Below are 18,050 nucleotides of genomic sequence, written 5' to 3' on the forward strand. Positions count from 1 at the left end.
GGATGACAGTTTCTGTCCTGGTCGTTGACGATTCAGGGTTTTTTCGCAAACGGCTGACGGAAATCCTGACCAGCTCCGGCCAGATCAAAGTGGTAGGTGCTGCGACCAATGGTCGGGAAGGCGTTGAGCTGGCCGAGAAACTGCGTCCCGACGTGATTACCATGGATTATGAGATGCCGGTCATGGATGGCATCTCTGCCGTGCGCGAAATCATGCGCAAACATCCGATACCGGTGCTCATGTTCTCATCGCTCACCTATGAGGGCGCCCGGGTCACACTGGATGCGCTCGAGGCTGGCGCCGTTGATTTTCTGCCCAAGAATTTCGAAGAAATTGCCCGGGACAACAGTCAGCTTCAGAAAATCCTGATTGAGCGGATTCTGGATGTAGCCCGCAGTCGCCCCGGCAACCGTTCTCCTGCGCCGTCCCGCGCGGAACCTTCAGCTCCCGCTTCCCGGGCACCGGAGCCTGCAGGGCGCCCGCGTCCGGAACCAGCACCGCGTCAGCGTCCTGATGCCCGGGCTCCGGCAGCGCCGGCAGGTTCTCCGGGCGAAACCGAGGTCCCCAGGCGCCATGGCCGCCGTGGGCCGGCCAAGCATTACGCCGTGGTTGGCATCGGTACTTCAACCGGCGGCCCGGTTGCCCTGCAGCGGGTACTGACCGTGTTGCCCGCGACCTTCCCGGCTCCGATTGTTCTGGTGCAGCATATGCCGGCGAGTTTTACGCCGGCCTTCGCCGAACGCCTTAACAAGCTCTGCCGGATTGAAGTCCGGCAGGCTGAGGATGGTGATGTGTTGCGGCCCGGCCTGGCTTTGCTGGCGCCCGGCGGCAAACAGATGATGGTCGAGAATCGGGGCGGACAGGCCAGGATCCGTATTCTGCCCGGGGACGAGCGGCTCAATTACAAACCCTGCGTGGACGTTACCTTCGGTTCTCTTGCCCGCAGCTTTCCGGGCAAGACGCTGGGGGTCATTCTTACCGGGATGGGCTCGGACGGCAAAGAAGGCTGTCGGATGATGAAGCAGAGCGGTTCCGATATATGGTCCCAGGATGAAAAATCGTCTGTGATCTACGGCATGCCGATGGCCGTTGCCAAGGCAGGGCTGACGGATGACGTATTGTCCCTGGACGAGATCGGGCCACGCCTCGCTGAAGGTGTCTGCTGATGGATATCCTGAGCCTGCTCGGGGTCATACTGGCCTTTGCCGCAATTCTTGGCGGTAACCTGCTGGAAGGCGGAGCGGTTGGCTCACTGTTTAATGGGCCGGCGGCCATCATCGTCATCGGTGGCACTCTGGCCGCGACTATCCTGCAGACCTCGTGGCCCATGCTGAAGCGGGCCTTCACTCAGGTGCGCTGGGTCTTTTTCCCGCCGTTTATCAACCTTGAAGATGGCATCGGAAAAGTCATTGACTGGAGTGTAAAAGCCCGCAAGCAGGGCTTGCTGGGCCTTGAAGGGCTTGCCGAGCGTGAGCCGGAGCCCTTTGCCCGCAAGGGGTTGCAGTTGCTGGTCGACGGTGCCGAAACCGAGACCATCAGGGGCATCATGGAAGTTGATCTGGAATCCCGCGAGCAGAGGGATCTGGAGTCGGCCAAGGTGTTCGAGGCCATGGGTGGTTACTCGCCAACCATCGGCATTATCGGGGCTGTCATGGGCCTGATCCAGGTGATGACCAACCTGGAGGACCCCCAGTCCCTGGGTAGCGGCATCGCAACCGCCTTTGTAGCCACCATCTACGGTGTGGCGCTGGCCAACCTCCTGTTCTTCCCGGTCGCCAACAAGATGCGCGGTATTGTGCGGGAGCGGACCCGCTATGAGGACATGATGATCGATGGCCTGATTGCCATCGCCGAGGGTGAAAACCCGAAATCCATCGAATTGCGGCTGCGGGGCTTCCTGCAGTAAGCATGCGCAGGCCAACTTATGCGGCGCCGTAGGCAACCCCAGGATGATCTGCACAACAAGGAGCGGTGGCTGATTTCCTACGCGGATTTCATCACCCTGCTGTTCGCCTTTTTTGTCGTGATGTACTCGGTATCGTCGGTTAACGAAGGCAAATACAAAGTCCTTTCTGAAACCCTGACTGGCGTGTTCAATGCACCCCAGCGCTCCTTCCAGCCAATCGAAATTGGCGACCAGCCCCAGAGATCACTGAATGCGCCTGCCGAGAACGTCATCCCGCCGGCCGTGACCGAAGCACCCCGAAATCCGGAGATGGACGCGCAGGCGCGGACCGAAGCGCTGCGAGCCATGGCTGACCAGCTGTCCATGGAGTTTGATGAACTGATCAACCAGGGCGTGGTGTCGCTTGAGACCAGCGACCAGTGGCTGGAGCTGAATCTGCCCAACAGTCTGTTGTTTGGCAGCGGTGATGCCGAGCCCCACTACGATGCGTTCGAGGTGGTCGAGAAAATCGCCACGGTTCTGAACAACCGGGACAACGCCGTCAAAGTGGAAGGCTTCACCGATAATCAGCCGATCAGTACCTCCCGTTTTCCGTCAAACTGGGAATTGTCAGCCGCCCGGGCGGCTGCCATGGTCAGGATGCTGGTGATGGAGGGCATCGAGCCGGAACGTCTGGCGGCTGTCGGCTATGGCCAGTATCAGCCGGTTGCCCGGAATGACACTGAAGAAGGGCGCCGCAGAAATCGCCGGGTGGTATTGCTGATCTCCCGTGACGCCAGTATTCGCGGTGCCATGCGCTGACCAGATCGTCGGCAGATGCGTATAGAGCCATTGGCATGGTTCCTGTATTACTCCCCGTTAACAAAAAGGCGCCGGCAACAGCTTGCCGGATTTTCCGAGGACTGGTTCAAGTTGCCCGGGGAATGGCCGATAAACGGGACTGTGGCAAAGGCTGATTGCCGGCCACACCGATGTATTCTCTGGAGAATCAAAGCGTGCGAATCTGGGCAGTAGCCAATCAAAAAGGTGGTGTCGGTAAAACCACGAGTGTGGTCGCCCTGGGCGGCTTGCTTGCCGAGCGCGGCAAGCGTGTTCTCGTTGTGGATCTGGACCCGCATGGCTCGCTCACCAGTTGGTTCGGGTACGATCCGGATACAATCGCGCACAGTGTTTTCGACCTGTTCCAGCACCAGGGCAAGGTTCCGGAAGGACTGCCTGCCCAACTGATTACGGAAACAAGCTGCAAGGGCTTGTCCCTTTTGCCGGCGAGTGCAGCCCTGGCTACCCTTGAGCGACGAATGATCGGCGTGGAAGGCATGGGGCTGATCATTTCCCGGGCCCTGACCCAGCTTTGGGACGACTTTGATTATGTCCTGCTGGACAATACTCCCTCTCTGGGGGTTCTGATGGTCAACGCCCTTGCGGCGGCCCAGCATCTGATCATTCCCGTGCAAACCGAATTTCTGGCCATCAAGGGCCTGGAACGCATGCTCCATACCTTGAAGATGATCATGCGTTCCCAGAAAAACGAACTCTCTTACACCATTGTGCCGACCTTGTATGACCGGCGGACACAGGCATCGGTGAAAAGCCTGAACCTGTTGCGCAAGACCTACCGCGAGTCCCTCTGGCAGTTTGCGATTCCGGTGGACACCAAGTTCCGGGATGCCAGTCAGGGCGGCATAACGCCGTCCGCGCTGGATGCCGAAACCCATGGTGTCCGTGCCTACAGTCATCTGCTGGATGATCTTATGGCTCGGGTGGGCACGGTGAAGGAGCGTCAGCATGGCTGACGATAAATTGACACGGCTGGCGGATCCGGAAACCGCCATTGCCAGTTATCTTGACGAATTGCTGCACACGGCCACTGATACGGCGCTTCGGGAGGAAATCGAAGCGCCGGAACCGGTGAAACCTGCACCTCCGGAACCGCGGGTGGCAACCCGCACGAAACCGGCATCTGCGCCAACCGTCGAAAAACCGCCGGCAAGACCTGAACCACCCAAACGGGTTCGGGAAACGCCTGCGGAAACAGAACGGCCAGTGGTGCGACAGGCGCCGGAAGCGCCGGTGCCGAAGGCGAGGATTGAAGCTCAGCCTGCGCCCGAGCCGGCCGCGCCGCCGTCCCGCCCGGAGTGGTCAGAACAGCCCTTTGAGTGCCTCATTTTCACGGTGGCCGGTCTGCAGCTGGCGGTGCCTCTGATTCTGCTCGGTGCCATTCACCGCATTGAAGAAGAGATCCGGGCCATCCCGGGAAGTCCACGCTGGTACATGGGAATCCGCCCGGACCGGGATCAGAACCTGAGGGTGGTGGACACCGCCGAATGGATCATGGCGGGGCGGGTGCCGCCCGATGCCCGTGACAACTACCGGTTCGTGATCCGGCTGGATAACAGCGACTGGGGGCTGGCCTGTGATGACGTGGCCCAGTCCTTTACCCTCCGGCCGGACGAAGTGCGTTGGCGCACAGCCCGCAGCAAGCGTCCGTGGCTGGCCGGCACGGTGATTGACCACATGTGTGCGCTGATTGATGTGCGCACCATGGCAGACTTGCTGGTGAGGGCGGAAAGAGAGCACCATCTGGATCTGAGCTGACGCAAACAACGGTTACTGAATGAAACCGAGCCGTGCTGGCACGGTTTGTGCCCTTAACTATAGTATTGGGCACTGATGATATTTTTTTGACGATCAGGTTGCCCGCCGGGCAGCCCAAGAGGAGAAACATCGCTATGGCATCCCCGAGCGGACAAACCAATCAGGCCCAGGACGATCAGGTACTGCAGTACGTTACCTTCCGGCTGGATGATGAGACCTACGGTCTGAATGTCATGCAGATCCAGGAAGTGCTGAGATACACGGAGATTGCTCCGGTTCCGGGGGCCCCGGATTATGTGCTCGGCATCATCAACCTTCGGGGTAACGTGGTTACGGTAATCGACACCCGCCGGCGCTTTGGCCTGGCGGATGCAGAAGTAACCGACGCCACCCGGATTGTGGTTATGGAATCTGCCAACCAGGTTATGGGCATTCTGGTGGATTCCGTCGCCGAGGTGGTGTACTTGAAAGCCAGCGAAATTGAAACTGCACCGAACGTGGGTAACGAGGAAAGTGCCAAATTTATCCAGGGCGTGTGCAACAAGGATGGCGAACTGATCATTCTGGTTGAGTTCGACAAGATGCTGTCAGACCACGAGTGGGCTGAAATCGCGGCACTGTGATCCGGGGCAACCCGCTACAGGCCTCACGATGGATGCCTTCCGTGGCAATTAACGGGAGACATCCGTCATGTTTGCAGAAATTCCTTCATACCTTCCCTGGGCGCTGACTGTTGCCGCCCTGTCTCTGGTTTTCGTTCAGGGCCTGGTTCTCGGGCGCCAGGTACGTAGTCTCAGAGCAACGCTGAAAGAGCGCTGTGATACCCTTGGCCGGGAACTGCATGCCACCACGAGTGGCAGCATGGGGGTAGGGCAGCGGTTGGTCAGCTGTGAGCGTCAGTTGCACGAGCTGAGGACCACGCTCGACGAAATGCGCCAGAACGATCCGCTGCGAATCTCTTACGATGAAGCCTCTCGACTGGTTGATCTCGGCGCCGATATCGACGATCTTATGAACACGTGCGGAATTTCCCGTCCCGAGGCCGAGCTGGTGTCAGCACTCAGAAAACGTCAGGCGGCCTGATACCAAGCCGTTACGGACGTTGTTGAATGAAGAGAGTCTATCCGAGGGCCCTTGAGGCCCTTCGATCTGTATCCCGCCATGATTTTGTTTCCGGTTCTGACCTGGTTGCCTCGATAACCGGCCACTCCATTCCCCGCGAAGAAACCGTCAGCCACATTCTTTCCCTGCTTCCGGAAATAGAACCGGATCAGATGGTGATGCACGTGGGCGGTGGCTCCGGCTATTTTGCCGCTGTGCTCTCAGGGCTGGCCCATCGGGTCCTGTACGTGGAGCGGAATGCCGTTGTCGCCGAGGCTGCCAGAGAGCGGTTTGTCCGTCTGGGTATGCACAATGTCGATGTCGTTGTTGCCCGTGCGGAAGAAGCGCCCGAGCCTGATCCACTCTGTGATCTCGTGTTGTGTACCTCGTTTGTCAGGGACCATGCTGCCCTGGCGCACCTGGTTCGTGAGGGGGGCCACCTGGTGTGTCTTGAAGGGCGGGCGGGACCCGTCCCTAGCCTGGCCATGTTTGAAAAACAGGGTGCCAAGCTCAAGCGTGTGCGCACCCTGGGCTGGGTCGACTTCAACCGTAACGTCGAGCAGATCCTCATTGATCAGGGCGTCGTGGACGAAGCGGTCCTGGCCGAGGCAAAGGCGGAGGCAGCGAAGCAGAATTGCCGGCTGCTGGACGTGCTCCGCCGGAAACTGAATCTTGAAGAGATTGATCTCTACCGTTCTCTTGCCCGCCAGCGGGGCATGACCTTCACCGACGCGGACGAGCTTCTGCCGGATCTCCATCCGGCACTGTTCCGGCGATTTTCCCGAACGTTTCTGGATCTCTCACGATTGATACCCATCGCCGAGGAAGATGGCCGGATCACGGTTGTGACCGACGATCCCGACGCGCGCACTGATCAGCTCGAGCGGTTGAGTCCTAACCAGGTGGTTGACTGCCTGCTGGTTACACCGACGGACTTTCGCCGGCTCTGGTCAGCTCTTGATCTGACGGCCAAAGGGCGCCGCTTTGCAGCGGATCAGGAACCAACCCCGAACCAGGCGACGGACCCGACTGGCAGCAAGGATCAGCTTCTGGGCAAGGATCCTAAAAACAAGCACGTCAGCCCCTATCTGGTGTCTGTTTACGAAGCCATTCTGATGGACGCTGTAAGTGAAAAAGCCAGCGACATCCATATAGAACAGTACGGGGACCGGATTCGCATACGCCTTCGGGTGGATGGCGATCTTCATGATCTGCCCCAGTACCAGCTGTCGGCCCGGGAGATGAAAGGGGTGATTAACGTCATCAAGCTGCGGGCAGAGCTGAACATCGCCGAGCACCGGCTGCCCCAGGGTGGGCGGTCCCGGCTGCAGCTCGGCGATATGGCCTACGATCTGCGGATACAGACCCAGCCTTCGCTCCATGGCGAACATGCCGTTGTACGTTTGCTGCCGCAGACAGGCCGCGCCATGACCATTGCCGAACTTGGCATGTCACCGATGATCGGTGCCCGTTACCAGCGCTTGCTGGATAACCCGGCCGGACTGGTGCTGGTGGTCGGTCCGACCGGGTCAGGCAAGTCCACCACGCTGTATGCGGGGCTGCAGACCCTTGCCGATGACGGCCGCCGGAAAGTTATCACGGTGGAAGACCCTATCGAGTACTCCATCGACAACATTCAACAAACCCGGGTCAGATCAGAAATTGGTTTCGGTTTCGCCGATGCCATGAGGGCGTTTGTCCGGGAAGATCCGGATGTCATTCTGGTGGGCGAGATCCGCGACCAGGAAACCGCTCTGGAAGCGATACGGGCCTCCCAGACGGGCCACGTGGTTCTGTCCACGCTGCACTGCAACGACGCCGTGGATTCACTGCAGCGCTTGTATGATCTGGGTATCCACCCGAATTCCATTGCCGGTGAGCTGCTGGCTGTCATCGCCCAGCGCCTGGCCAAGCGCATCTGCAAGCATTGTTGCCAGCCTGCAAAGCCGGACCCGGTGATTCTGTCCGAGGTGTTTCCCGACGGCCCGCCTGCGGATTTCCGGTGTTTTCAGGGCGCCGGTTGTGACAAATGCAACGGCCGCGGCACCCAGGGGCGAGTGGCGATCGTCGAGTATATGGAAGTTGATTCGGACATCCGGAATGCCATTTCCAGCCAACCGCCCATCGGTGAGCTTCGCTGGCGCGCTCTCGATGCCGGACTCGTGACCATGCGGGACAGTGCTCTGGACCATGTTATTGAAGGCATAATTCCGCTGTCCGAACTGCCCCGTATTCTCCCGAGAGAGCGCATGGCACCGGAAGTTCGCGGCGGCCGCAGGAGTCATGAATGAGCAACAAGCAATCGGTTACAAAGGCAGCCCAGCGGGAACCGGCAGAAGTGGTCTACGCCGCTGAGCTGGACAAGCTGAGAGGGATGGATCATGGCCCGGTGCCACCCGGCTGGCAGATGTCCCCGCGAGCGGTGGAAAAGTTCGTGATGGGGGATGAGAAACTCGGCATTGAACGGAAGTTCGTGGCGGAGCGTGCCATGGTGGTCCGGATCATCATTTCCCTGTGCACCAGTCGCGGGTGCCTGCTGGTTGGCGAGCCGGGAACGGCCAAATCCTGGTTGTCGGAATTGCTGGCTGCCGCCATTTCGGGTGGCTCTACCCTGACCTTGCAGGGCGGGGCGGTGAGCGACGTAGAGCAACTGTTGTACAGCTGGAACGAGGCGGTCCTGCACACCGAGGGGCCGTGTCTGAAAGCGCTGGTTCCGAGCCCGTTGCTGCGGGGCATGATGGAGGGTCGAATGGTGCGGTTTGAAGAGATCGCCCGCTGTCCGCAGGCGCTGCAGGATGCGTTGCTCTCGGTCTTGTCCGACAGGGTTGTGGTGATTCCGGAACTGGCGGGCGACGACGGGGTGGTGCTTGCGCGGGAAGGCTTCAACGTCATCGCCACGTCCAACAGTATCGATGAGGGTGTGCACCGGATGAGCGCCGCCCTGAAGCGGCGCATGGACTTCGAGGAAATCCGCCCGATCCGCAATCTGGCCGACGAGATGGATGTGGTTCTCCGGGAGGTTGGCAGGGCCAACAGCCGGGCCGGGATTGAGGTGGCACTTGAAGAATCGGTCATCGAGGTACTGGTGACCATGTTCCACGAGCTGCGCAATGGTCAGACACTTGATGGACGCAGTACCGACCGACTCGCCGGTTCGGCGCTGTCGACGGCGGAAGCGGTTTCGGTGGCTCACGCGGCCAGCCTGAACGCCTGGTATTACGGCGGGGGCAGTATCACGGTGGAGCAGCTAATGCACCACATCATCGGTTCAGCCCTCAAGGACCAGCCCGAGGACCGGCGCCGGCTGCGTCATTACTTTGAAACCACCGTAGCGCCCAGGCGTGGCGACAACTGGGAGCAGGCCTGGGCGCTCCGATCACTGATTCACTGAATCATGCGACGCGCCGGGACTGCGATCGTCCGGGGTTAGCCCGCGAATATGGAACGCAAACGCCAGGATTTCGGCAATCACCCGGTACAGCGACTCGGGGATTTCTTCGTTCAGTGACAGGCGCGCCAGAATGCTGGCCAGCTCCGCATTTTCATAAAGGGGAACATTGTGCTCCCGGGCGATGCGGATGATCTCTTCCGCCAGCTCATGGGTGCCGGTGGCGCTGATGGTTGGCGCTTTCTCGCCATCGTACTTGAGCGCAACGGCGGCTCTGCTGTGATGCTCTGTCTCTGAGGTCATGCCCGGGTATCCACCAGTCTGTGTTCGAGTCGGGTTACGCTGCTCTGGGGCGTGCCGCGGCGGCAGTCCAGGTCAGTGACTTCCAGGCCCAGATCGCTCAGGCTCTGCCGCAAGGCGGGAAGCTCCTGGTTCACCTGGCGCAGGGTTGACTGCTTTTCGGCCCAGACCCTTGCACTGACCGCCTGCTGGCGGAGGGAAACATCAAAGTGCAAGGGGCCTGCTTCATCCAGATCCATGGTCAGTGACAGCCGCCATTCGGCCGTAGTGGTTTTCGCGGACCTGGTTTCTTGCTCGCCGTTTTCGGGGTACTGTTCGATCCGGACCTGTGCCAGTCTCGGTTCGTTTTGTGGTGTCAGCCACGGCAGATCAAGTATCAGGGTCGACGCGGGCGCCGGGCCCGGAGCTTCGCCGCCCCCCCTGGCCGTGAGTACCTGACTGTGTAACTGATTGACGGTGATCCGGTTGAGCATCCCGGCCAGCAGGCGAAGCATTTGCCCAACGGTGGGCGCGTCGCCAGTGCCCGAGGGCTGGGGTGTTGCCAGGGGTTGGGGAAATTGCAGTGGCGCCTGCATCAACTCCGGCGTTGAAATCGGCGTCAGCCGGTTGAACTGATCCGGAGTGCTACCCTGTTGGGCAAGCAATGCGGTGATCACCCTGCCCAGAGCCAGCTTGAGATCGGGTAGCTGGGCAGACGGTGTCTGGGCCAGGCGTGACTCGGCGAACAGCCCGCTTTCCGACAGCCATTGGCGGACCTGCTGAGGTGTTGCGTCCTGGCCGCCCGAGCCGGGGGGCAGGCTGTTTCCCGTGGGCAGTCTCGACACCAATTGTTCGATGGCCTGCCTGGCGGCTTCCGGAAGCGGTTGAGGACTTCGTGATGATGGCAGTTGCCCCGGTAGCGGCTCCTGCCGAAGGCCCTGTGTCAGTGTGCCCAGTAGCCTGGCCAGGCCGCCGTCCAGAGTTTGCTGCCAGGGAAGACGTTGGGCCAGGGCCCGGGCAATCCCGGCCTCGGGCGCAGGCGCCAGTTTACCCATCAGCTGCAGTTCATTGCCGGCACGCATTACTTTTACCCAGTCACCGGTGGCCAGCTCGGTCTTGCCGACAGCGGACTGCACAAGCAGCGATTTGCCCCGGATGTCCAGCAACAGATCCGCGTTGTTGCCACCCTGGCGGTTGATGATCTCCGCGACCCGGGCCAGGGTGGTTTCCCTGTTGGCCAACTGCATCTGGTCGAGGAGCTGCCGGGCTGATGCGGCCACAGGCTCGCGGGCCGCTTCGGTTGTGACCGCGGGCCGGGGAGTCTGCGTTGCAGGCTGGGCGGGAGGTGTCGGTGGCTGCTGTCCGCTGGGTAGTTTCATCGTCACTGATTTGATGTTGGACAAGAGTAATCCGCCGGCGCTTTCGTTATAATACGCCGCGCCGGCAGGTCACGAGCGAACAATGTTCATGGCCGCCGCTGTCACGAATGCACCCGATGCCGTCTTCACGCGCATCGTCCTGGTTACGGGGCCCTGATGTCTGAGCCGTTGTTACAGGCTGTCGATCTGCAGTGCGAACGGGATGAACGGATCCTGTTCCGAGACCTGTCGTTCTCCATACTGCCCGGTACGGTCACCCGTGTCGAGGGCCCGAACGGCTCCGGCAAGACGACTCTGCTGCGGATGCTGGCCGGTCTGAACGATGCCTGGTCCGGCAACCTGCTCTGGTGCGGCAAGCCCAGGTCTGCCCAGCGGGAAGCATTCCTCCGCAATACCCTGTATCTTGGCCACCGGCCTGGCATCAAACCATTGCTGACGCCCCTGGAAAACCTCCGGGCACTGACCGCAGGTCGTCGGCCGCTGCCGGATCCAGTTCTGCGCGAGGCGCTTGACGGTACCGGGTTGACCGGGTTTCAGGATGTGCCCTGCAGGAATCTCTCCGCAGGTCAGCAGAGACGGGTGGCCCTGGCGCGTCTGTTGATCGCCGATGAGCCGCTCTGGCTCCTGGATGAAGTCTTTACGGCCATTGATTCGGGCGGCGTCAGTGCCATTGAAGAACTGCTTCAACAGCGAGCCCGGGAGGGAGGTGCCGTGGTCTTAACAACCCACCATGACCTCAATTTACCCGGTATGGAGCGTATTGTTCTGGGTGGAGGTGCGATCAATGAATGCTGATTGCCGGCCGACGCTGAGTTTGCAGCGGGATGCCGTCGGAGCGCTGGCGGCGATGCAAGCTGTGTTCGCCCGGGATATGAAGGTGGCCTTCCGGCAGCGGCAGGATCTGCTCAATCCGCTCCTGTTCTTTGTCATGGTCGTAACCCTTTTTCCTCTGGGGGTTAGCCCGGAAGTGTCATTCCTGCGGGAGGCCGGAGCCGGTATCCTCTGGGTGGCGGCTTTGCTGTCGGTGTTGTTGTCACTGGACCATCTGTTTCGCCACGATTTTGATGACGGCACGCTCGAGCAACTGGTGCTGCAGCCCCAGCCCCTGTTTCTGCTGGTATTGGCAAAAACGGCGGCGCATTGGGTATTAACAGGCCTGCCGCTGGTGGTACTGACACCGGTTCTGGGCGTAATGGTTCATCTTGACGGGAACTCCATCGGAGTTTTGTGTCTAACGCTGCTGATCGGTACACCGGTGTTGAGCCTGATCGGGTCAATCGGCGCGGCACTGACACTTGGATTACGGTCAGCGGGCGTACTCTTGTCCCTGCTGATCATTCCGCTGTACATTCCCGTCCTGATCTTTGGAACGGGCACGGTGGCTTCGGCTGCTGAGGGCGCGCCTGTGGGTGCGTATGTCGCCTTGATGGGGGCATTCCTGGTACTGGCACTGACCCTGGCGCCCTTCGCATCGGCAGCGGCGCTGCGTATCAGCCTGTCTAACGGGTAAAACAAGGTAACGGTAGAACGGTGACCATCTGATGTGGCAATTTTTTCACAAGCTGGGTTCTCCCAAATGGTTCTTCGGGATTGCGGCCCGGCTGATGCCCTGGCTCCTGGCGGGCGGTATCCTGCTGTTGATGGCGGGCATTGTATGGGGGCTGGCCTTTGCGCCGAAAGATTACCTTCAGGGTAATAGCTACCGGATTATTTTTATCCATGTGCCAACGGCCTTTCTCGCCCAGTCGGTTTACGTGATGATGGCTGTGGCAGGTGTTGTCACTCTGGTCTGGCGCATGAAACTGGCCGATGTGTTCGTGAAGTCGGTTGCGCCCGTGGGCCTGGTACTCACCTTTCTTTCCCTGTTTACCGGCGCTGTCTGGGGTAAGCCTACCTGGGGAACCTGGTGGGTGTGGGATGCCCGTCTGACGTCAATGCTGATCCTGCTGTTCCTGTATGGCGGCGTAATTGCCCTGGACAGGGCTATCAATGATGAAAAATCTGCGGCACGGGCGGTAGCGGTGCTTGTGCTGGTCGGGGTGGTAAATATACCAATTATCCAGTACTCCGTTGAATGGTGGAATACGCTACACCAGCCGTCGACGTTCAAACTGACGGAGAAGCCGTCCATGCCGGCAGAAATGTGGGTGCCGTTGCTCCTGTCCGTGCTGGGACTTTATCTGCTGTTTGGCTGGCTCGCCTGTCTGCGTATGCAGACAGAGATTCTGTTACGCGAACAGAGAACGCGCTGGGTTAAAGATTACGTGTTGGCCGGGAGGGTCTGAAGTATGGCGTTTGATTCCTTTTCGGCATTTATGGTGATGGAAGGGCACGGGCCCTACGTGTGGTCCTGTTACGCTGCATTTTTCCTGCTGATGATTGGCCTTATGGTCTGGTCCCTGCGCCGTCGCAAAGCGGCCATTGATGCCTGCCGTCGAGGTTACGAGTTCCAGGCCGGGCGGAAAGACCAGCAGGCTGCATCGGCTTCGGCAGCGTCCTTCACCCGCGTCAAGGTTTCCCAAGACTGAAAGGCAGATAGCTGATGCATCCAATCCGAAAAAAGCGACTGACAATCGTCCTGTTCCTCCTGGTGGGACTGGGCATTGCTGTGGGTCTTACGACCTATGCGTTGCGCCAGAACATTAATCTGTTCTACGACCCCACCCAGATTTCCGCAGGCGAGGCGCCGGTGGATGTCAGAATCCGGGCTGGTGGCATGGTCGAGGAGGGATCTGTCCTCCGTGATCCGGACAGCCTGATGGTTGAGTTCAAGGTGACCGACTTCAACGCGTCCGTGCCGATCCAGTACACCGGTATCCTTCCGGACCTGTTTGCCGAAGGGCAGGGTGTGGTTGCCATGGGCAGACTGGACAATAACGGTCGTTTTGTGGCCGATCAGGTTTTGGCCAAGCACGATGAAAACTATATGCCACCGGAAGTTGCGGATGCACTGGAGAAGGCCGCGAAAGGCCAGCAAAAGGCCAGTGGCAGCGCGGAAACCGTATCCTACTAACCGTTTTATCTAACAGCCTGGTTTCTGGAGGCCTTTGATGTATCCCGAACTCGGACAGCTTGCACTGATACTCGCGCTGTTGTTGGCAGTGCTCCTTTCCGTAGTACCCCTAGCCGGTTCCCTGACCGGCAGGGACAATCTTCAGGCATTTGCCAGGCCGCTGGCGTCCGGCATGTTTGTTTTCATCGGTCTTGCTTTCGCAGTTCTGACCCACGCGTTCGTGACCGACGACTTTTCCGTGGCCTATGTTGCCAATAACAGCAACAGCCTGCTGCCCTGGTATTACAAGTTCAGTGCGGTCTGGGGCGGTCACGAGGGCTCACTGCTGCTCTGGATACTGATGCTGGCTGGCTGGACACTGGCGGTCGCTGTGTTCAGCCGCCGCCTGCCTGCGGTGATGATCTCCCAGGTGCTCTCGGTATTGGGTATGGTCTGTGTGGGCTTCCTGCTGTTTATTGTTCTCACCTCGAACCCATTCGACCGGCTGCTGCCCAATGTGCCTGCCGATGGCGCGGATCTTAACCCGCTGCTGCAGGATTTCGGGCTGATTGTTCATCCGCCGATGCTCTACATGGGGTATGTCGGTTTTGCGGTGGCGTTCGCTTTTGCCATCGCTGCCCTGATCAATGGCCGGCTTGACGCTGCCTGGGCCCGTTGGTCACGCCCGTGGACCACGGTTGCCTGGGCGTTTCTCTCCCTTGGCATCGCGCTCGGAAGCTGGTGGGCCTACTACGAGCTCGGCTGGGGTGGCTGGTGGTTCTGGGATCCGGTGGAGAATGCCTCTCTGTTGCCGTGGCTGTCCGGTACTGCGTTGATGCATTCGCTGGCGGTGACAGAGAAACGCGGCGTGTTCAAGAGCTGGACAGTGCTGCTGGCGATTGTCACATTTGCTCTCAGCCTGCTTGGCACCTTCCTCGTTCGATCCGGGGTGCTGACTTCGGTTCACGCCTTTGCCTCTGATCCGGAGCGGGGCACTTTCCTGCTGGGCCTGCTTGCAGTAACAGTGATCGCAAGTCTCGCGCTCTACGCATTCCGGGCGCCTGTTGTGCATGTCCGCTCCCGCTACGGCTCGCTATCGCGGGAAGTTTTTCTGCTGCTCAATAACGTGCTCCTGGTTTCAGCGACGCTTCTGGTTGCCGTCGGTACCTTGTATCCGTTGGTCCTTGATTACCTAGATCTGGGCAAGCTGTCGATCGGTGAACCGTTCTTCAACCTGACGTTCAGTCCTTTGGCGGTGGCGACGGGCCTGTTGTTGGGGGTCGGCATCTTCTCCCGCTGGAAGAAAACCGATGGTGGCTGGCTGGCGCGAAAGCTGCTCTGGCCCCTGGCAATCAGCATAGTCGCCACCACGGCCGTCATGATCGGTTACGGCGGCTTCAAGCCCTGGGCGTTCCTGGGCATTTTCTCCGCCATGTGGGTAACGGTTGCCACTTTCTGGGATCTCTGGGACAAGTCCTCTTCCCGGAAAGGCCGCATCCATGGGCTCAAGCGCCAGTCCCGCAGCTATTTCGGCATGGTGCTCGGGCATCTTGGCCTGGCTATTACTATGGCCGGCGCAACGGTGGTTTCGAACTACGGTATCGAGCGGGATGTCCGCATGGTGCCCGGTGATGTCGCTACAGTCGGTGATTATCAGTTCGTGTTCAAGGACATCGGAGCGCGTCAGGGCCCCAACTTTACCGCTCAATACGGCACCTTTGATGTCATGCTGGATGGCGAGCGGGTTTCCGTGCTCCATCCTGAAAAGCGCCAGTATTCAGTCGGTATGAGCGTTATGACCGAGGCTGATATCGACGCCGGCCTATTCCGGGACATCTTTGTGGCCATTGGTGAACGCCTCACCGACGATGCCTGGGCCATTCGCCTGCAATACAAGCCACTTGTACGCTGGCTATGGCTGGGCTCCCTGTTTATGGCGGCTGGAGGCTTCCTGGCTATCTCGGATCGCCGGTATCGAATCCGGGAGGGCGCCGACGAGAAGTTGCAGGCCGGACCTGCGGTGCCCGAGCCTGGCGCTGCCACGTCTGCCGGAGCAACCTCATGAAGCGGTTCCTGCTCTTTCTGCCGCTGCTGATCGCCCTTGTAGTGGGTGTGGTGCTGTTCGCGGGTATTGGCAAGGACCCCACCAAACTGGAGTCGGTGCTGGTCGGCAAACCAGTGCCGGCATTCAGCCTGAAGGACCTGCACAACCCGGAGACCATGCTGGACCAGAGCCTTTTCCGCGGCCAGGTCAGCCTGTTGAATGTGTGGGGAACCTGGTGTCCCGCCTGTAAGGATGAGCACGCCGACCTGGTTTGGTTGGCCGAAGACAAAGGCGTCAATATCATCGGTCTCAATTACAAGGATAACCGTGAGGATGCGCTGGTCTGGCTTGACCGCCTGGGCAATCCCTACCGCAAGACCATTTATGATCCCCGCGGCACGCTCGGGTTCGATCTGGGGGTATACGGAGCACCGGAGACCTTCGTGATTGACGCCGGCGGCGTCGTCCGCTATCGCCACGTGGGTGTCGTCAATGAAACGGTCTGGGAGGAGAAGTTGCTCCCGGTCATCAATGACGTTCGGGGGAATGGCTGATGCTCCGGATCCTCTGCCTGGGTTTTGCGCTTCTGTTTGCCGGAATCGCTGCAGCCGACGTCTCTGACGTATACGATTTTGAGGATCGGGCCGAGGAGCAGCGTTACCAGAACCTGATTTCGGAACTGCGCTGCCCGAAATGCCAGAACCAGAACATTGCCGATTCCAATGCGCCTATATCGAAGGATATGCGGGATGTCGTATACCGGATGATGAAAGACGGGTCCAGTAACGAGGAAATCGTTGAGTCTCTCGTTGGCAGGTTTGGTGAGTTTGTTCGCTACAAACCCGAGCTGGACAGCCGGACATTCCTGCTCTGGGCGACACCTGCGATCGCGGTGTTCGGCGGGTTTCTGGTGGTTGCCGGTGTGGTGATCCGTTCCCGGCGAGCGGGGCCGTCAGGCCCGGCGTTGAGCACTGAAGAGAAAGCCCGTGTCGACAAAATGCTGGCAGAGCAGGACAGATCATCCTGAAGCCGGCACTTTCCGGCATGGCCTGGCCGCTACCTCATTCTTAATTCTGAACCTGTGACTGAAACTCCATGACTGACACTTTCTGGATTGCCGCAACGGTACTGATTGTTCTTGCCCTGTTATTTGTCTTGTACCCGGTCTTTTTCCATCGGCTCGGCGCGAGGAAACAGACGGACCTGAAAAACCAGAATCTGATGGCCTATCGCTCCAGGATGAAAGAGCTCGACAACGAATACGAGGCCGGTATTCTGGACAACGAAAATTACCGGCAACTCAAGGAAGAGCTTGCAGGAAGCATGCTCGATGACGTTCCGGAGCAGGATCAGGTGAAGCCCGTGATCAGTGGCCGCAGGAGTGCCATGACAGTGGCCCTGGTATCGATTTTACTGATCCCGGCTGCCACCGTTTACCTGTATGAGCGCTGGGGCGCGATGGATCGGGTTGAACAGTTCATTACCATGCAGGAAATGGGAACTACCGAAGGATCGAGGCAGGCCCAGATGACCGAGCTTTCAGGGCAGCTCCGGGAGCGGCTCGAAGCCAGCCCGGATAACCCGGACGGCTGGGCAATGCTGGGGCGCACCTACATGCGTCTGGAGCGCTACGACGATGCAGCCTGGGCATTCCGGCAATTGGCCGACAGTGTAAATGACGATAGCCGGGCGCGAGCCGTTGCTTACGGTCTGTCTGCCCAGGCGCTGTTCTTCGGTAGCCAGGGCGCCATGACGAAAGAGGTTACGGCGGCCATTGAACAGGCCCGTGAGCTGAACCCGGATGAAGTGAATGCCCTCGGGTTGCTGGGGATCAACGCCTTCAGCCTGCAGAATTATCGGGAAGCCATCGAGTACTGGGAGCGAATCGAGACCGTAGCACCCGACCACCCCCAGATTGGCTCCATTCGGGAAGGTATTCGTGAAGCCTACACCCGTCTCGGCGAGGAACCACCGGCACAGGTGGCCGCAGCCGAAACCTCCGGTGCTGGGGTTACGGTTCGGGTAACGCTTGCCGAGGACTTCCAGAACCAGGTGCCTGCGGATACCACGCTGTTCCTGTTTGCCCGCCAGCCCAATGTCCAGCAGGGTCCGCCTCTGGCAGTAGCGCGGCTGACGGCAGACCAGTTGCCGGTGGAGATCCGGCTGGACGACCGTTACGCCATGTCACCCCAGGCTACCATTTCCAGTGTTGACGAGGTGGTTGTAACCGCCCGTCTCAGTCGTTCCGGCAATGTGGCCGCCCAGGCAGGAGACTGGCAGGGCAGCACCGACGTTCCTGTAGCCGTTAACGAAAGCCAGGAAGCGCCGGTAGCCGTTGTGATCGATCAGCAACTGATTGACTGATC

General features: G+C 59.7%; 20 protein-coding genes. 18 read left to right on the plus strand and 2 right to left on the minus strand.

The window, feature by feature from the left end; genetic code table 11:
• Positions 1 to 2 precede the first annotated feature (2 nt).
• From J3362_RS03945 to J3362_RS03985, 9 genes are all read left to right on the plus strand, one after another.
• Positions 3 to 1,166 (plus strand): protein-glutamate methylesterase/protein-glutamine glutaminase, encoded by a 1,164-nt coding sequence (locus tag J3362_RS03945; RefSeq protein ID WP_349518219.1) that lies wholly within the window; start codon positions 3 to 5, stop codon positions 1,164 to 1,166.
• Complete coding sequence (locus J3362_RS03950; protein ID WP_008173090.1) at positions 1,166 to 1,906, plus strand: flagellar motor protein; 741 nt, start codon at positions 1,166 to 1,168, stop codon at positions 1,904 to 1,906. Before J3362_RS03945 ends, J3362_RS03950 begins: the two co-directional genes overlap by 1 nt.
• Positions 1,907 to 1,924: 18 nt before the next feature.
• The gene (gene motD / locus J3362_RS03955) at positions 1,925 to 2,707 is read left to right on the plus strand and encodes a flagellar motor protein MotD (protein WP_008173091.1); all 783 of its coding nucleotides are present in this window, start codon (positions 1,925 to 1,927) and stop codon (positions 2,705 to 2,707) included.
• Between the two features lie 194 nt (positions 2,708 to 2,901).
• Positions 2,902 to 3,699: a ParA family protein gene (locus tag J3362_RS03960; RefSeq protein ID WP_349518220.1), complete on the plus strand. Its 798-nt coding sequence runs from the start codon at positions 2,902 to 2,904 to the stop codon at positions 3,697 to 3,699.
• A complete protein-coding gene (locus J3362_RS03965; protein ID WP_349518221.1) occupies positions 3,692 to 4,501 on the plus strand; it encodes a chemotaxis protein CheW in 810 nt (269 codons plus the stop codon). Before J3362_RS03960 ends, J3362_RS03965 begins: the two co-directional genes overlap by 8 nt.
• A gap of 134 nt (positions 4,502 to 4,635) precedes the next feature.
• Complete coding sequence (locus J3362_RS03970; protein WP_008173094.1) at positions 4,636 to 5,124, plus strand: chemotaxis protein CheW; 489 nt, start codon at positions 4,636 to 4,638, stop codon at positions 5,122 to 5,124.
• A gap of 67 nt (positions 5,125 to 5,191) precedes the next feature.
• Positions 5,192 to 5,584 carry a DUF2802 domain-containing protein gene (locus J3362_RS03975; protein WP_053112462.1) on the plus strand — a complete coding sequence of 131 codons (393 nt, stop codon included), beginning with the start codon at positions 5,192 to 5,194 and terminating at the stop codon, positions 5,582 to 5,584.
• Between the two features lie 26 nt (positions 5,585 to 5,610).
• Positions 5,611 to 7,893, plus strand: coding sequence for an ATPase, T2SS/T4P/T4SS family (locus tag J3362_RS03980; RefSeq protein ID WP_349518222.1), 2,283 nt, complete (start codon positions 5,611 to 5,613; stop codon positions 7,891 to 7,893).
• Positions 7,890 to 8,993 carry an ATP-binding protein gene (locus J3362_RS03985; protein ID WP_349518223.1) on the plus strand — a complete coding sequence of 368 codons (1,104 nt, stop codon included), beginning with the start codon at positions 7,890 to 7,892 and terminating at the stop codon, positions 8,991 to 8,993. The genes J3362_RS03980 and J3362_RS03985 overlap by 4 nt, the downstream gene beginning before the upstream one ends.
• Here the strand turns inward: J3362_RS03985 and J3362_RS03990 are convergent.
• Complete coding sequence (locus J3362_RS03990; protein WP_349518224.1) at positions 8,979 to 9,293, minus strand: EscU/YscU/HrcU family type III secretion system export apparatus switch protein; 315 nt, start codon at positions 9,291 to 9,293, stop codon at positions 8,979 to 8,981. The genes J3362_RS03985 and J3362_RS03990 overlap by 15 nt on opposite strands.
• A complete protein-coding gene (gene fliK, locus J3362_RS03995) occupies positions 9,290 to 10,672 on the minus strand; it encodes a flagellar hook-length control protein FliK (RefSeq protein ID WP_349518225.1) in 1,383 nt (460 codons plus the stop codon). The genes J3362_RS03990 and fliK overlap by 4 nt, the downstream gene beginning before the upstream one ends.
• A gap of 132 nt (positions 10,673 to 10,804) precedes the next feature.
• On the opposite strand from fliK, the gene ccmA reads away from it, so the two are divergent.
• From ccmA to ccmI, 9 genes are all read left to right on the plus strand, one after another.
• Positions 10,805 to 11,443 carry a cytochrome c biogenesis heme-transporting ATPase CcmA gene (gene ccmA, locus J3362_RS04000; RefSeq protein ID WP_349518226.1) on the plus strand — a complete coding sequence of 213 codons (639 nt, stop codon included), beginning with the start codon at positions 10,805 to 10,807 and terminating at the stop codon, positions 11,441 to 11,443.
• Positions 11,433 to 12,158 carry a heme exporter protein CcmB gene (gene ccmB, locus J3362_RS04005; RefSeq protein WP_049784483.1) on the plus strand — a complete coding sequence of 242 codons (726 nt, stop codon included), beginning with the start codon at positions 11,433 to 11,435 and terminating at the stop codon, positions 12,156 to 12,158. Before ccmA ends, ccmB begins: the two co-directional genes overlap by 11 nt.
• Before the next feature lie 31 nt (positions 12,159 to 12,189).
• Positions 12,190 to 12,933 carry a heme ABC transporter permease CcmC gene (gene ccmC, locus J3362_RS04010; protein WP_062782295.1) on the plus strand — a complete coding sequence of 248 codons (744 nt, stop codon included), beginning with the start codon at positions 12,190 to 12,192 and terminating at the stop codon, positions 12,931 to 12,933.
• Positions 12,934 to 12,936: 3 nt separating this feature from the next.
• On the plus strand, positions 12,937 to 13,176 hold the full coding sequence (gene ccmD / locus J3362_RS04015; RefSeq protein ID WP_349518227.1) for a heme exporter protein CcmD: 240 nt from the start codon (positions 12,937 to 12,939) through the stop codon (positions 13,174 to 13,176).
• A 14-nt stretch (positions 13,177 to 13,190) separates the two neighbouring features.
• Positions 13,191 to 13,661 carry a cytochrome c maturation protein CcmE gene (gene ccmE, locus J3362_RS04020; RefSeq protein WP_349518228.1) on the plus strand — a complete coding sequence of 157 codons (471 nt, stop codon included), beginning with the start codon at positions 13,191 to 13,193 and terminating at the stop codon, positions 13,659 to 13,661.
• Between the two features lie 37 nt (positions 13,662 to 13,698).
• Positions 13,699 to 15,705: a heme lyase CcmF/NrfE family subunit gene (locus J3362_RS04025; protein WP_349518229.1), complete on the plus strand. Its 2,007-nt coding sequence runs from the start codon at positions 13,699 to 13,701 to the stop codon at positions 15,703 to 15,705.
• Positions 15,702 to 16,238: a DsbE family thiol:disulfide interchange protein gene (locus J3362_RS04030; RefSeq protein ID WP_349518230.1), complete on the plus strand. Its 537-nt coding sequence runs from the start codon at positions 15,702 to 15,704 to the stop codon at positions 16,236 to 16,238. The genes J3362_RS04025 and J3362_RS04030 overlap by 4 nt, the downstream gene beginning before the upstream one ends.
• Positions 16,238 to 16,711: a cytochrome c-type biogenesis protein gene (locus J3362_RS04035; RefSeq protein ID WP_349518231.1), complete on the plus strand. Its 474-nt coding sequence runs from the start codon at positions 16,238 to 16,240 to the stop codon at positions 16,709 to 16,711. Before J3362_RS04030 ends, J3362_RS04035 begins: the two co-directional genes overlap by 1 nt.
• A gap of 68 nt (positions 16,712 to 16,779) precedes the next feature.
• Complete coding sequence (ccmI, locus tag J3362_RS04040) at positions 16,780 to 18,048, plus strand: c-type cytochrome biogenesis protein CcmI (protein ID WP_349518232.1); 1,269 nt, start codon at positions 16,780 to 16,782, stop codon at positions 18,046 to 18,048.
• Positions 18,049 to 18,050 lie beyond the last annotated feature (2 nt).

Source organism: Marinobacter sp. NFXS11 (genome assembly GCF_040148675.1).
Lineage (GTDB): Bacteria > Pseudomonadota > Gammaproteobacteria > Pseudomonadales > Oleiphilaceae > Marinobacter.